This is a genomic window from Actinomycetospora sp. NBRC 106378 (genome assembly GCF_030269685.1).
Taxonomy (GTDB): domain Bacteria; phylum Actinomycetota; class Actinomycetes; order Mycobacteriales; family Pseudonocardiaceae; genus Actinomycetospora.
In genome coordinates, this window is record NZ_BSTT01000011.1 from 82,827 (window position 1) to 95,606 (window position 12,780).

Below are 12,780 nucleotides of genomic sequence, written 5' to 3' on the forward strand. Positions count from 1 at the left end.
TGATCTCCGCAACGAAGGACACCCCGTCGAGGTCCGGGCACATCACCCCGTCGGGTGCACCGGGGCGCCGACCGTCGGCTCTGACGCGGTCGCCTGCATCAAGTCCAACGGGTATGTCTCAACTCGGACGGTGAACGGTCCGGCGACGGTCGGTGGAGGCGACGAACGGCACAGATCCGATCGCGTGTCGTTCGCCCCGCCACCCATTCACTCAGACGCGTGTCGGTTCTCACGATGCGTGCGAGTCCGCCGGTGCCAACGGTCGCCGACGAGCCGTGACCGGCAGCCGCACCCCGATCGGTTCACACCCGATCACCCGGAAGTCCGTGCCGTTCGTCGTCGCCGTTCCGGGCTCAGGAGTCCGACGCGACCTCGGCGACGTGGGTCCGCACGACCCCGTCGGCCCCCGCCGCCTTCGCCACGGCAGCCGCCACCGCGGGCGCGACCCGCGGGTCGAGGGCGCTCGGCACGATGTGGTCGACGCCGAGCTCCTCCTGGGCGATGCCGAAGATGGCGTCCGCGGCGGCCAGCTTCATGTGCTCGGTGATGCGGCGGGCCGACGCGTCGAGGGCGCCGGCGAACACCCCGGGGAACGCGAGCACGTTGTTGATCTGGTTCGGGTAGTCGCTGCGCCCGGTGGCCACCACGGACGCGTGCCGTCGCGCCACCGTCGGGTCGATCTCCGGGTCGGGGTTCGACAGGGCGAACACGATGGCGTCGTCGGCCATCGTCTCGATGATCGACTCGGGCACCGTCGAGCCGGAGAGGCCGAGGAAGACGTCGGCGCCGGAGAGGGCCGTCGTCAGGTCACCGCGCAGGCCGCGCGGGTTGGTCTGCTCGGCCAGCGCGTACTTCGCGACGTTCATGTTGTCGCGGCCGGTGTGGATGACCCCGCGGGAGTCGAGCACCGTCACGTCCTCGACGCCGGCCTCGAGCAGGATCTTCGCGCACGCCACGCCGGACGCCCCGGCGCCGCTGACGACCACCTTCAGCGGCTCCAGGTCCCGGTCCAGCGCCGCCGCGGCCCCACGCAGCGCCGCGAGCACCACGATGGCCGTGCCGTGCTGGTCGTCGTGCATGACCGGGCAGTCGAGCGCCTCGATCAACCGGCGCTCGATCTCGAAGCAGCGCGGGGCGGCGATGTCCTCGAGGTTGACCGCCCCGAAGCTCGGGCGCAGGTGCACCAGCGTCTGCACGATCTCGTCCACGTCGGTGGTGTCGAGCACGAGCGGGATCGAGTCGAGGTCGGCGAACGCCTTGAACAGCGCCGACTTGCCCTCCATGACCGGCAGCGACGCGCGCGGCCCGATGTCGCCCAGACCGAGCACCGCGGTGCCGTCGCTGACCACGGCCACGAGCCGGTGGGTCCACGTGTAGCGGGCGGTCAGGGCGGCGTCGTCGGCGATCGCACGGCTGACCTTCGCCACGCCGGGCGTGTAGGCGATCGAGAGGTCGCGGCGGCCCGCGAGGGCCACCGTCGGCGCCACCGAGAGCTTCCCGCCCTCGTGCGGGCCGAAGATGTCGGCGTCGGTGAGGTCGCGGCCGCTCGGGTCGCTGGCCGTGGCGGAGCCGGTGTCGGCCGCCGGGACGGAACTCGTGCTGCTCACGCGGTCCTCCTACGTGTCGTGGTCGCGGTGGTGGGACGCCCCACGGGTCCGGACGAGGCGGTGGGGCTGGGGGGCGACGACGGGTGCGCCGCGCATCGCCGGTCGGGGCGGTGCGCTTCCTGAGGGGCGTCGGTCGCCGCCGGGCGCCGGAGAGGGGTGTCTCACGTCGGGCGGAGCGGGCAGGGGTGACCCGGAGTCGGTCGATCCTCGCGCGCGTCGGGCGCGGTGTCTGCGCCCCGACGGGGTCGGGCCGGTCACAGGCTCGCCGTGGGCCGGCCCCACCAGCGGATAGGGTCCGGCGCCGTGGAGGCCAAGGAACTCGCGGTGCCCGGTGCGTGGGTGTTCACCCCGCCGGTCTTCCCCGACACGCGTGGCGCGTTCGCAGCGCCCTTCCAGGCGGAGGTGTTCGCCGGGACGGTCGGGCACCCGCTGCATGTGGCGCAGGCCAACACGAGCGTATCCCGCCGGGGTGTGCTCCGGGGTCTGCACTACGCGGACGTGCCGCCCGGTCAGGCGAAGTACGTGCAGTGCTCGGCCGGGGCCCTGCTCGACGTGGTGGTCGACATCCGCGTCGGCTCGCCCACCTACGGGCGGTGGGACGCGGTGCGCCTCGACGGCGAGGCCCTGAACGCGGTCTACCTGTCCGAGGGACTCGGGCATGCGTTCCTCGCGCTCGTCGACGGCACCGTCGCCACCTATCTCTGCTCCACGGCCTACAACCCGGGTGCGGAGCACGGGGTGAACCCGCTCGACCCCGCCCTCGAGCTGCCCTGGACGGAACATGTACCCGCGGACGAGCTGATCCTCTCCGACAAGGACCTCGCCGCCCCCTCGCTCGCCGACGCCGCGGCGGCCGGTGCCCTTCCCGACGCCGGGGCCTGCCGCGCCCGCGTCGCCGCCCTCGTGGCGGCCGGGACGGCCTGACGGCGCTCTCGCTCAGGCCGACGCCGCCGAGACGTCACCCATCCGGCTCCGACCCGGCACCGATGAGTGACGTCTCGCCAGCTCCCGTCTCCGACGGCGGGCCCTGCCGAAGGCCAAGATCTTGACGTGCGGAGCGAAGTGGTCGCTGAGCGATCACTTCGCTCCGCACGGCGAGATCTTGCTGATCGAGCGGTCACGCCCAGGCGGCGGCGAGCTTCGTGAGTGCGGCCGAGGCGGTGGGCGCCGGGATGCCGGCCGAGGGCGGGACCGACAGCACGACCCGCCCGCCGAGGACGGTGCGCGTGACGCCCGGACCGGCCGTCGGCGCCGGGGCGGACGCGGTGGTGGCCACGACCGCCACGACGAGCGGCTTCTTGCTCCGACTCACCGTGCAGGTGAGCTGACCCGGCTTCGGGCCGTCGGCGGTCGCGGCCGTCAGTTCGGCGGCCGGGACCCCGAAGGCCTTCGCGACCGTCGGCAGCGACGCCGTGCAGCGCTGGGCCGCCGGGACGGGGGTGGCGCGGGACGTCGTGGTGCTCGAGGTCGGGCTGCTGGACGGCGCTGTGCTCGAGGGCTGGGTCGTGCTCGTCGACGCGGGTGGTGTCGCCTTCGTCGGCGGCGTGGCCGGGCGGGGTGCGGACGGCGCAGGAGGCGGCGCCGACGAGCCGGCGGGCGCGGTCAAGCTGCCGGGCGTGGGCGATCCAGCAGGCGCGGGCGATCCAGCAGGCGCGGTCGAGCTGCCCGGAACCGACGAACTGCCAGGCCCCGACGAACTGCCAGGCACGGCGGACGAACCACCCGGCACCGGCGAACCACCCGGGACCCGTGGCGTCACCGGGATGACCGGTTCCGCCGGGAGCGGGGCGGAGAGGATCGACGGAGCGGGAGAAGCCGAAGCGGGCGGCAGCACCGGGCTGCCGCCGAGGAGCCCCGCACCGGTCGGGCCGGGACGGCCATCCGTCGTCGGGACGGGGTCCGGCAGGGCCGCGAGGGTCGGAGCGCCGGACGCGAGGACGGGGTCGGGGATGCCGCCGGCGGAATCGGGCACCGGCAGCGCACCCGAGGCGTAGGCGTCCGCCCACCGCAGCACGGTGGCGACGTAGGACTCCGAGTGGTTGTAGCGGAAGACCGCGTCGTGCCGTCCGGCGGCCGAGGCGAGGTCGGTGCCGCCCGCGCAGAGGTAGCGGCCCGTGGCGAGGGCGGCGTCGAAGGCGTTGTCGGGGTCGGCGACGCCGTCGCCGTTGCCGTCGGCGCCGTAGGTGCGCCAGCTGGAGGGGATGAACTGGGTGGGGCCGACCGCGCGGTCCCAGACGGCGTCGTGGTCGAGCGCGCCGCCGTCGGTGTCGCCGATCGCGGCGTTGCCGCCGGTGCCGTCGAGCTGCGGGCCGAGGATCGGGCTCGTCGTGGTGCCGTCGTCGGCGAGCGCGCCGCCGTAGGCGTGGCCCGACTCGACCTTGCCGATCCCGGCGACGAGCGCCCAGGAGAGGTGGCAGTCGGGTGCCGCGACCGCCATCGACGACTCCGCACCCCGGTACGCCGCGAGCATCGTCCCGGGCACGCCCGCCGCCGAACCCGAGCCGGTGTCCGCGAGCGAGGGCAACTCCGACGGCACCGCAGGCAGCGGCTCCGCCGGCATCGGCACGATCCCGGCCGTCGGCAGCTGACCGGTGGCGCCGACCTCGCTGGTGTCGACGGGCGGCAGCGGCAGTGCGGCGGTGACCGGGTGCGGGCCGGCGGCGCCGAGCACGGCGAGGAGGACGGCGACGCCGACGACCCAGGTCAGGACGACCCGCGGACGCGGCCCGGCACTGCCCGGCATCGTCGACACCATCCACGACGAGCCGATCCACGGCCCCCGCTCGTCACCCACCGACCGCTCCCGTCCCCCGACACGCATCGGTGGGACTGTCGTATCGCGACACGCTGACGCTAACGGGTGCGGCTCGGGTTCCCCCGATCGTGACCGGACCGTGCTCAGCGCCGCACGATGCGCCCGGGGTGCGGCCAGAGCCGGTGGGTCACGACGGCGAGCGCCTCGGCCGGACCCAGCGTGCGCGAGTCGGTCGACGCGAGGGCCGCGTCGCCGAGGGCGAACCAGGACCCGCCGTCGGGAAGGGCAAGACGCTTGACCGAGAGCTGTCCCGGCCGCGCCGACCAGCGCACGAGCGCGACGTCGCCGGGCCGGGGACGGCGTCCGGGCCGGGCGAGGACGACGTCCCCGTCACGCAGCGTCGGTGCCATCGACGCGCCCCGGACGAGGACCCGGCGAGGTACCCGGACCCGCAGGGCCGAAAACGCCGCTCGCAGACGCCTCACCTGCACAGACCGTTCACCGGAGGGACCGTCCTTCCCCCTGCTCGCGCGTCGCGGTCGGAGTAGGTTGGGCCGCGGTCGGAACGATCACCGTGAATCCCCCTGGTGAGGGGAGATGGGAGGCGACATGGGACTGCTCGCGAGCATCCTCCGTCCGCGCCTGGAGGCCACCGCGCACTGCGACCTCCCCTGTGGCGTGTACGACCCGGCTCAGGCCCGGATCGAGGCCGAGTCGGTCAAGATGATCCAGTCGAAGTACCAGGACTCCGACGACCCGGAGTTCAAGGAGCGTGCCATCCAGATCAAGGAGGAGCGCTCCGACCTGGTGAAGCACCACCTCTGGGTGCTGTGGACGGACTACTTCAAGCCGCCGCACTTCGAGAAGTACCCGCAGCTCCACGAGCTGTTCAACAAGGCCACCAAGGCGGCCGGCGCCACCGGCACCAAGGGGTCGACGGACCCGAAGACCGGTGACGAGCTGCTCGGCTACATCAGCGAGATCTCGGACATCTTCTGGGAGACCAAGAAGGCTGCCTGAGCCCGTCGGTCGACGCGCCCGTCCCGCTCGGGGCGGGCGCGTCGTCGTTCGCAGGAGGTACGTGGTGAGCGAGAGCCCGGTCGGCCGGCTGTACCTGTTGCGCCACGGGGAGACCGAGTGGTCGCGCTCGGGGCAGCACACCGGCCGCACCGACATCCCGCTCACCGAGCGCGGCCAGGAGCAGGCCCGCGTGGCCGGTGACCTCCTCCGCACCCTGCGCGGGGACGCCCAGCCGGCCCCGGTGGTCTGGTCCAGCCCCCGCACCCGCGCGCGGGCCACCGCCCGGCTCGCCGGGCTCACCGTCGACGACGTCCGGGAGGACCTCGTCGAGTGGGACTACGGCGACTACGAGGGCCGCACCACCCCCGACATCCGCACCGAGGACCCGGGCTGGACGATCTGGACCCACGCCGTCCCTCACGGCGAGTCCGACGAGGCGATCGCCAAGCGCATCGACGCCGTGATCGCCGACGCCGACCGTGAGCTCGCCGTCCGCGACGTCATCGTCGTCGGGCACGGCCACGCCTCCCGGGTGCTCGTCGCCCGCTACCTCGGTCTGCCGCCGTCGGCGGGCGTCGGGTTCGCGTTCGACCCGGCGTCGGTGACCGTCCTCGGCCATGAGCGCGGCGAGCACCGCATCGACCTGCTCAACGTCCCCGGCGGCCTCGCCGAGCCCCCGCCCCCGCCCGCCGACCGGCACTGAGCGCCCGCTACTGCTCCGCCCAGTCGCGTCCGGCCCGGGTGAGCACCCCGGCGAGCACCAGGACGCAGACGACCGCGAGCGGCACCCCGAGGTCGGGCCGTCCCGAGGTCACGCCCGCGTAGAAGGCGACACCGAGCCCGATCAGCTGGGCGACCACCACCGGTCCCCGGGCACCGCGGGCGCCCCGGGCCAGGGCGATGCCGGCCGCGGCCACCCCCACACCGAGCAGGAGCACGAAGGCCCAGACCTGGGGGGTCCCCAACAGCGCGAGCAGCACCGTGCCCGTGACGACGAGCGCCACGCCCTCCCCCGCACAGACCAGTGCGGCCACCACGACGGACCGGGGCGGGGACGTCGACAGCACGGAATCCAGCGTAGGCGCCGGGCCGTGAGCGATCCGTGCCCCACGCCCGGCCCAACCACGCACCGTGCCGGGCTACGGTGAGTGCCGTGCGCGCCCTGCTCGTGGCCAATCCCTCGGCCACCACCACCACGGCAGCGGGACGCGACGTCATCGCCCACGCCCTCGCCAGCGAGCTGAAGCTCGAGGTGGTGGCCACCCGGTACCGGGGCCACGCCGCGGAGCTGGCGTCCCGAGCGGCGGACGAGGGCGTGGACCTCGTCGTCGTGCTCGGCGGCGACGGCACCGTGAACGAGGCCCTCAACGGACTGCTCGTGAACGGCCCCCACCCGCGGGTGCCCGCCCTCGGCGTCGTCCCCGGTGGGTCGGCCAACGTCTTCGCACGCGCCCTCGGTGCGCCCCGCGACCCGCTCGAGGCCACCCACCAGCTCCTGGGCGCGCTCGCCGCCGGTCGGAGCCGCACCGTCGGGCTCGGGAAGGCCGACGAGCGCTGGTTCAGCTTCAACGCCGGGCTCGGCTGGGACGCGGACGTCATCGCCGCCATGGAGCGGCTGCGGGGCGACGGCCGGGAGGTCACGCCGACCCGCTACGTGAACACCGCGATCCGTCGCTGGGCGCGGGCCCGGGCGAACCCGCCGTCGCTCACGATCGAGATCCCCGGTGAGGAGCCGGTCGAAGGCACGAAGATGGCGATCGTCTCCAACACCGACCCCTGGACCTACCTCGGCGGCAACGCGGTCCGCACCAACCCGGGCTGTTCGTTCGACTCCGGGCTCGGCTTCTTCGCCATGCGCAATCTCGGCCTCCCGACGATCGCGCGCACCGTCCGCCAGATCCTGCGGCCCGGCGGCTTCCGCGGCCTGTCCTCGGTGGTCCGCCGCGACGACGTGCCCGCCCTGCGCATCACCTCCGAGGAGCCCGTCAACCTCCAGGTCGACGGCGACCACCTCGGGCGGCGCAGCGACGTGGAGTTCATGGCCGTGCCGGAGGCCCTGCGCGTCGTCGTGTAGGCCGACACGCGTCCAGCAGTCGTGAGCCGCGTCACTTCCGGTCCGGCGGGCGTAGACCACAAGCCGACGAACGGCGGCTTGATCCGGCCTTCGGGGGACCCTGAGAGGTCTCTCCCACGCCGTCGACAGGCTGCTCGGGAGCATACCGACCGCTCGTCGTCGTCCGACGCCCGGGTCGACGCCTCGTCGTGTCGCGTTTTCCGCTCGTCGCAGTGACCGCGCGGTCACGGTCCGCCGATATCCACTCACCGCCTGCGCAAGCCCGTCGAGCCGCTTGGGACTCGATCCAGACGCGTTCCTCCTGCAGATTCTTGGTCATCCCCCGCGAGAGCCGGGCAGGAATGCGAGAGCGGAACTGCACGGCGGGTCCCCGGGAGTCGGTGAGAGATCACCGGAAACCGGAGGGCACGGGAGGCGGACACCACCCGGTGGCCGACCGACGGCAAGGACGCCGCAGGTCGGGCGCGGGAGGGGTCGGACCTCCCCGCACACGAGAACGGTACCGAGGGACCGGACATCCGGTCCCGTGGGATTCCGCCCCGAACGGAATGCCCCACGACGACGCAACCAGGTGCGCACCCCGAGTCGCACCCAGCTGAGGAGACCAGCACGATGGACTGGCGGAACGACGCTGCTTGCCGCGACGAGGACCCGGAACTGTTCTTCCCGATCGGGACGAGCGGCCCCGCCCTCACGCAGATCTCTCAGGCGAAGGCCGTGTGCCGCCGCTGCCCGGCGATGTCCGAGTGCCTGACCTGGGCCCTCGAGTCCGGCCAGGACGCCGGCGTCTGGGGCGGTGCCAGCGAGGACGAGCGCCGCGCCATGAAGCGCTACGGCGTGCGCATGGACGTCCAGGCCTGACCCGGCCCCGGGGACGGACGCTCGCTCCCCACGCGTTCGTCCCCACCCAGCACGGAACGAAGGGCCCCTCCGGTCGAGCGGAGGGGCCCTTCGTTCGTTCCGGGGGCGCCTCCCCCCGGTGCGAGGGGAACCCTCGCGCCACGAGAGCGCTCGAATCCTCCCCTCGCGAACGGCGTAGCGGCCGGGCGCGTTCGCGAGAGTGACGTGAGACAGGTTCCCCGGCGCGCGGGGATGCCTGGCGTGCCCTTCGCGGACAGCGGGTCCCGACGGCGGGTCGCGACGGCTGCCCGGCCCGGCGAGGGGCGCCCCCGGCCCACCTGTCCGCGCGAGGGTGCCCTTCGGTCGAGCGCGTCCGTGGCCCGGCCGGCGACTCAGCGGCCGGTCAGCGGGATGCGGAGCTCCGCTCGGGTGCCACCGGTCGGCTCCGGGCGCAGCGAGAGGGTGCCCCCGAGCTCGGAGTCGACGAGCGTGCGCACGATCTGCAGGCCGAGTCCGGGCGCGCGCTCCAGGGAGAACGTGTCCGGCAGGCCCCGCCCGTCGTCGACGACGTCGATCTGCAACCGGCTCGCCGTCCGGGTCGCGACGATCCGCACCGACCCGGTCGACCCCTCGTCGAACCCGTGCTCGAGCGCGTTCGACACCAGCTCGGTGACCACGAGCACCAGCGGCGACGCCATGACCGCCGGGAGCACCCCGGCGCGGCCCTCGCGGGTCATCGTCAGCCCGGCGCCCGGGCGCACCAGGTCGTTCATCATCGGGAGGACCCCGGCGAGCACCTCGTCGATGTCGACCCGCTCGTCGACCGACGCCGCCAGCGACTCGTGCACCAGCGCGATCGAGGCCACCCGGCGCATCGACTCGTTCAGCGCCGACCGCGCCTCCTCGTGCCGGGTGCGGCGGGCCTGCAGGCGCAGCAGCGCGGCGACGGTCTGCAGGTTGTTCTTCACGCGGTGGTGGATCTCGCGGATCGTCGCGTCCTTGCTCATCAGCGCCCGGTCCCGGCGCCGCACCTCGGTGACGTCGCGGACGAGCACCAGCGCCCCGCTCGGCACCCCGCGCGGACGCAGCGGCAACGCGCGCAGCACCGCGGTCGCCCCGCGGCTCTCCAGCTCGGTGCGGGCCGACGGGGTACCGGCCAGGGCGTCGCGCACCACCGACACCGCCTCGGCGCCCTCGAACGGGTCGGCCGACACCCGACGGGCGACCAGCGGCAGGTCGGCACCCACGAGCTCGTCCGACCAGCCGAGCCGGTGGAAGGCGGAGGCGGCGTTGGGGCTGGCGTAGAGCACGGTGCCGGCGGCGCTCACCCGTACCAGGCCGTCGCCGACGCGCGGGGAGGAGCGGCCCTCGTCGACCCCCTCCGCCGTCGGGAAGGTCCCGTCGGCGATCATCTGGCAGAGGTCGCCGGCGACGGCGAGGTAGGAGATCTCCAGCGTCGACGGGACGCGCGGGGCCGCGAGGTTCGTGTCGCGGCCGAGGACGGCGACGACGCGACCGTTCCACCCGACGGGCACCACCTCGCGGCGGATCGACCGCCCGCGGTGCCAGCGGGGCTGTTCCTCGCGGCGCATCGTCGTGTCGGTCAGGGCGCGGACCAGTTGCGGGTGCTGGGCGGCGGTGGCCGTGCCGCCGACCATGTCGTCGGGGTGGGCGGTCGGCGCGGTGGTCGGACGGCTGTGCGCGACACACACGAACGACGGCGTCTCGGCCTCGGTGACCGGCACCCACAGCAGGAAGTCGGCGAACGACAGGTCCGAGAGCAGCTGCCACTCCGAGGCCAGCCGCTGCAGGTGGGCGACCTCGTCCCCCGACAGCGAGGTGTGCGTGGCGAGCAGGAAGCTCAGCGTGCTCACGGGCCCATCCAACCATCGGCGCACGGTCGTGCGGGCGCATGGGAGAATCGCCTCATGTCGAAGCGCGCACGTCAGAAGCGGGACCGCAAGAAGAAGGGCTCGAACCACGGCAAGCGTCCCAACAGCTGACGTGGTTCCGCCCCAGGACGACGAAGGGCCCCCGGATCGCTCCGGGGGCCCTTCGTGCGTTCCGGGAACCTAGGCCCGACGCCAGGTCTCCACGCGCGTCGCGTTCACCTCGACGACCGTCCCGCTGGGCGTCCGCTCGACGCTGACCTGCGCCTGCTCGAGGACGGTCGCGCGGATCCGTTCGCGGAGCTTCTGGTGCAGCGTGTCCGGCGCGCGCTCCCCGCCGCAGGTCCGGGCCAGGAGCGTCTTGACCTTCTCCTCCAGCCCGTAGCGGGCCAGGCAGGGGCCGCACTCCTCGAGGTGGCGGCGCAGCTGCGCGTCCCGCTCGGCGTCGCACTCGTGGTCGAGGAGCAGCCAGACCTCCGCGAGGACCTCCTCGCAGTCGGTCTCGTGGTGGTTGCCGCAGCTCATGCCTCGCTCACCCCGTCTCCCATGGTCGAGCTCCGCTGCGCTGCGTCTCCCGCACCGTCCCGGATGAAACCGCGGTCGCGCGCGGTGTCGGTCAGCGCGTCGCGCAGCTGCCGCCGGCCGCGGTGCAGCCGCGACATGACGGTGCCGATCGGCGTGCCCATGATCTCGGCGATCTCCTTGTAGGCGAACCCCTCGACGTCGGCGAGGTAGACCGCCATCCGGAAGTCGTCCGGCAGGGCTTGCAGCGCCTCACGGATGTCGGTGTCCGGCAGCCGGTCCAGCGCCTCGGCCTCGGCGCTCGGCAGGCCGGCCGACGAGTGCTCGGCCGACTGCGAGAGCTGGTAGTCGGTGATCTCGTCGGTGGAGTTCTGCTGCGGCTGCCGCTGCTTCTTGCGGTAGGTGTTGATGTAGGAGTTCGTGAGGATGCGGTAGAGCCAGGCCTTCAGGTTCGTCCCGGGCTTGAACGACGTGAACGACGAGTACGCCTTGAGCACCGTCTCCTGGACCAGGTCCTCCGCGTCCGGCGGGTTGCGGGTCATCCGCATCGCGGCCGCGTACAGCTGGTCGACCATCGGCATCACGTCGCGCTCGAACCGTTCAGCGCGTGCAGCGACGGTCTCGGTCTCCAGGTCGGCGGGAGTGGACCCGCCCTGCTGCACGTCGGTCGACGGATCGACCTCCGCCTGCTCGACCGCCTCGGACACCGCACTCCCTTCGCGCCACCGCTCGACGATGGCGTCGGATCGCGGGGAGGTTACCCCGGTGGGCGTGCGGACACCCCCCTCATCGGGGATGAGGAGTCGGATCGGGGTCCGCTCCATCGTCATGGCTGCCATGTCGGTGCCAACACGGTCCGGGGTGCGCCTGTTCCCTCGGCCCGGCAGGGCAGGAGGCATCCGGTGGCAGGAAGTCGCTGCGTCGGGCCTCCTAGGCTGCCGCCGTGGCCAAGCGATCCGCCGCCGGCACCCCGGCCCTCGCCCTGCTCGCGAAGGCGGGCGTCCCGGTGACCACCCACGCCTACGAGGCGCCCGGCGTCGCCGCGTACGGCACCGAGGCGGCGGAGGCACTGGGCCTGGACCACACGCGGGTGTTCAAGACGCTCGTCGCCGAGGTGGACGGGCGGCCCGTGCTCGCGATGGTGCCGGTGTCGGGGTCGCTCGACCTCAAGGCCCTGGCCGCCGCACGGGGCGGCAAGAAGGCCGTGATGGCCGACGTGGCGGTGGCCGAACGGCTGACCGGCTCCGTCGCCGGGGGCATCTCGCCGCTCGGCTCCCGCACCCGCCTGCCCGTGGTGGTCGACGAGTCGGCCCTGCGCTTCGACACCGTGTTCTGCAGCGCCGGGAAGCGCGGGCTGCAGATGGAGCTCGCGCCCACCGACCTCGTCACGACGGCGGGTGCGACGACGGCCGCCGTCGCGACGCCGCCGTGACCGAACGGTTGGTTACCCTCGCGGGATGCCGAAGGACGGGAGCGCGACCCGGCGGCGCCTGCTGGACGCGGCGACCGCGGAGTTCTCGGCTCGCGGCATCGCCGGGGCCCGCGTCGACCGGATCGCCGCGGCCGCCGAGGCGAACAAGGCCCAGATCTACGCGTGGTTCGACTCCAAGGACGGCCTGTTCGACGCCGTCTTCCGCGAGCACCTGGCGCTGATCGTCGACCTCGTGCCCTTCGACGCGCACGACCTCCCGGGGTACGCGGTGCGCCTCTACGACGCCTACCTGCAGAGACCCGCCGTCATCCTGCTCGCGGTGTGGGCACGGCTCGAGCGCGTCCCGAGCGGCGACCTGCTCACCGCCGTCCGCGACGAGGTCGAGGGCAAGCACGCCGCGATCGCCGAGGCCCAGGCGCAGGGCCTGGTCGACGGGGCGTTCGAGCCCGCCGACGTGTATTCCCTGGTCATCGCGATGTCGATGACGTGGTCGCCCGCGGCGACGGTCGTCGCCGCCGCGCCCGGCGACCCGCAGCGCGACCACACCCGCCGTCGGGAAGCCCTGGCGCGGGCGGTGCGGGGCGCCCTGACCCCTTTCGGGTGACGAAGCGGCGGGTTGCGCACAACCGAAGGTCTACTGG

The 12,780-nt window shown here is 73.7% G+C and carries 15 protein-coding genes; 8 read left to right on the forward strand and 7 right to left on the reverse strand.

Going from position 1 to position 12,780, the window contains the following annotated elements:
* Positions 1–353: 353 nt before the first annotated feature.
* Entirely contained in the window at positions 354–1,520 is a 1,167-nt protein-coding gene (locus QSK00_RS22060; RefSeq protein ID WP_285594313.1) for an NAD(P)-dependent malic enzyme, read from the reverse strand.
* Between the two features lie 390 nt (positions 1,521–1,910).
* Between QSK00_RS22060 and QSK00_RS22065 the strand changes: the two genes are divergently transcribed.
* Complete coding sequence (locus QSK00_RS22065) at positions 1,911–2,531, forward strand: dTDP-4-dehydrorhamnose 3,5-epimerase family protein (RefSeq protein ID WP_285594137.1); 621 nt, start codon at positions 1,911–1,913, stop codon at positions 2,529–2,531.
* Positions 2,532–2,724: 193 nt separating this feature from the next.
* On the opposite strand, the gene QSK00_RS22070 is transcribed toward QSK00_RS22065, so the two are convergent.
* Both QSK00_RS22070 and QSK00_RS22075 read right to left on the reverse strand, forming a co-directional pair.
* Positions 2,725–4,401, reverse strand: a complete 1,677-nt coding sequence (locus QSK00_RS22070; RefSeq protein WP_285594139.1) for a lytic murein transglycosylase — start codon at positions 4,399–4,401, stop codon at positions 2,725–2,727.
* A 104-nt stretch (positions 4,402–4,505) separates the two neighbouring features.
* The gene (locus tag QSK00_RS22075) at positions 4,506–4,853 is read right to left on the reverse strand and encodes a S24/S26 family peptidase (RefSeq protein ID WP_352231163.1); all 348 of its coding nucleotides are present in this window, start codon (positions 4,851–4,853) and stop codon (positions 4,506–4,508) included.
* A gap of 118 nt (positions 4,854–4,971) precedes the next feature.
* Here QSK00_RS22075 and sodN point away from each other — a divergent pair, with 118 nt between their 5' ends.
* Positions 4,972–5,382 carry a superoxide dismutase, Ni gene (gene sodN, locus QSK00_RS22080; protein ID WP_179797861.1) on the forward strand — a complete coding sequence of 137 codons (411 nt, stop codon included), beginning with the start codon at positions 4,972–4,974 and terminating at the stop codon, positions 5,380–5,382.
* A gap of 61 nt (positions 5,383–5,443) precedes the next feature.
* Entirely contained in the window at positions 5,444–6,085 is a 642-nt protein-coding gene (locus QSK00_RS22085; RefSeq protein ID WP_285594143.1) for an acid phosphatase, read from the forward strand.
* A gap of 7 nt (positions 6,086–6,092) precedes the next feature.
* On the opposite strand, the gene QSK00_RS22090 is transcribed toward QSK00_RS22085, so the two are convergent.
* Positions 6,093–6,449, reverse strand: a complete 357-nt coding sequence (locus QSK00_RS22090; RefSeq protein ID WP_285594145.1) for a hypothetical protein — start codon at positions 6,447–6,449, stop codon at positions 6,093–6,095.
* A gap of 86 nt (positions 6,450–6,535) precedes the next feature.
* On the opposite strand from QSK00_RS22090, the gene QSK00_RS22095 reads away from it, so the two are divergent.
* Both QSK00_RS22095 and QSK00_RS22100 read left to right on the forward strand, forming a co-directional pair.
* Positions 6,536–7,456 carry a diacylglycerol/lipid kinase family protein gene (locus QSK00_RS22095; RefSeq protein WP_285594147.1) on the forward strand — a complete coding sequence of 307 codons (921 nt, stop codon included), beginning with the start codon at positions 6,536–6,538 and terminating at the stop codon, positions 7,454–7,456.
* A 612-nt stretch (positions 7,457–8,068) separates the two neighbouring features.
* The gene (locus tag QSK00_RS22100) at positions 8,069–8,317 is read left to right on the forward strand and encodes a WhiB family transcriptional regulator (RefSeq protein WP_018333285.1); all 249 of its coding nucleotides are present in this window, start codon (positions 8,069–8,071) and stop codon (positions 8,315–8,317) included.
* A gap of 371 nt (positions 8,318–8,688) precedes the next feature.
* Here the strand turns inward: QSK00_RS22100 and QSK00_RS22105 are convergent, their stop codons facing one another.
* Positions 8,689–10,170, reverse strand: coding sequence for a sensor histidine kinase (locus QSK00_RS22105; RefSeq protein ID WP_285594150.1), 1,482 nt, complete (start codon positions 10,168–10,170; stop codon positions 8,689–8,691).
* Between the two features lie 54 nt (positions 10,171–10,224).
* Here QSK00_RS22105 and QSK00_RS30510 point away from each other — a divergent pair, with 54 nt between their 5' ends.
* On the forward strand, positions 10,225–10,299 hold the full coding sequence (locus QSK00_RS30510) for a 50S ribosomal protein bL37 (RefSeq protein WP_372460497.1): 75 nt from the start codon (positions 10,225–10,227) through the stop codon (positions 10,297–10,299).
* Between the two features lie 69 nt (positions 10,300–10,368).
* Here the strand turns inward: QSK00_RS30510 and rsrA are convergent, their stop codons facing one another.
* Together rsrA and QSK00_RS22115 are read right to left on the reverse strand one after the other, a co-directional pair.
* A complete protein-coding gene (rsrA, locus tag QSK00_RS22110; protein ID WP_285594152.1) occupies positions 10,369–10,710 on the reverse strand; it encodes a mycothiol system anti-sigma-R factor in 342 nt (113 codons plus the stop codon).
* Complete coding sequence (locus QSK00_RS22115; protein WP_352231164.1) at positions 10,707–11,537, reverse strand: sigma-70 family RNA polymerase sigma factor; 831 nt, start codon at positions 11,535–11,537, stop codon at positions 10,707–10,709. Before QSK00_RS22115 ends, rsrA begins: the two co-directional genes overlap by 4 nt.
* A 113-nt stretch (positions 11,538–11,650) precedes the next feature.
* Here QSK00_RS22115 and QSK00_RS22120 point away from each other — a divergent pair, with 113 nt between their 5' ends.
* Both QSK00_RS22120 and QSK00_RS22125 read left to right on the forward strand, forming a co-directional pair.
* Positions 11,651–12,139 (forward strand): aminoacyl-tRNA deacylase, encoded by a 489-nt coding sequence (locus tag QSK00_RS22120; protein ID WP_285594154.1) that lies wholly within the window; start codon positions 11,651–11,653, stop codon positions 12,137–12,139.
* Positions 12,140–12,164: 25 nt separating this feature from the next.
* Positions 12,165–12,743, forward strand: coding sequence for a TetR family transcriptional regulator (locus QSK00_RS22125; RefSeq protein WP_285594157.1), 579 nt, complete (start codon positions 12,165–12,167; stop codon positions 12,741–12,743).
* The last annotated feature ends 37 nt before the right edge of the window (positions 12,744–12,780 follow it).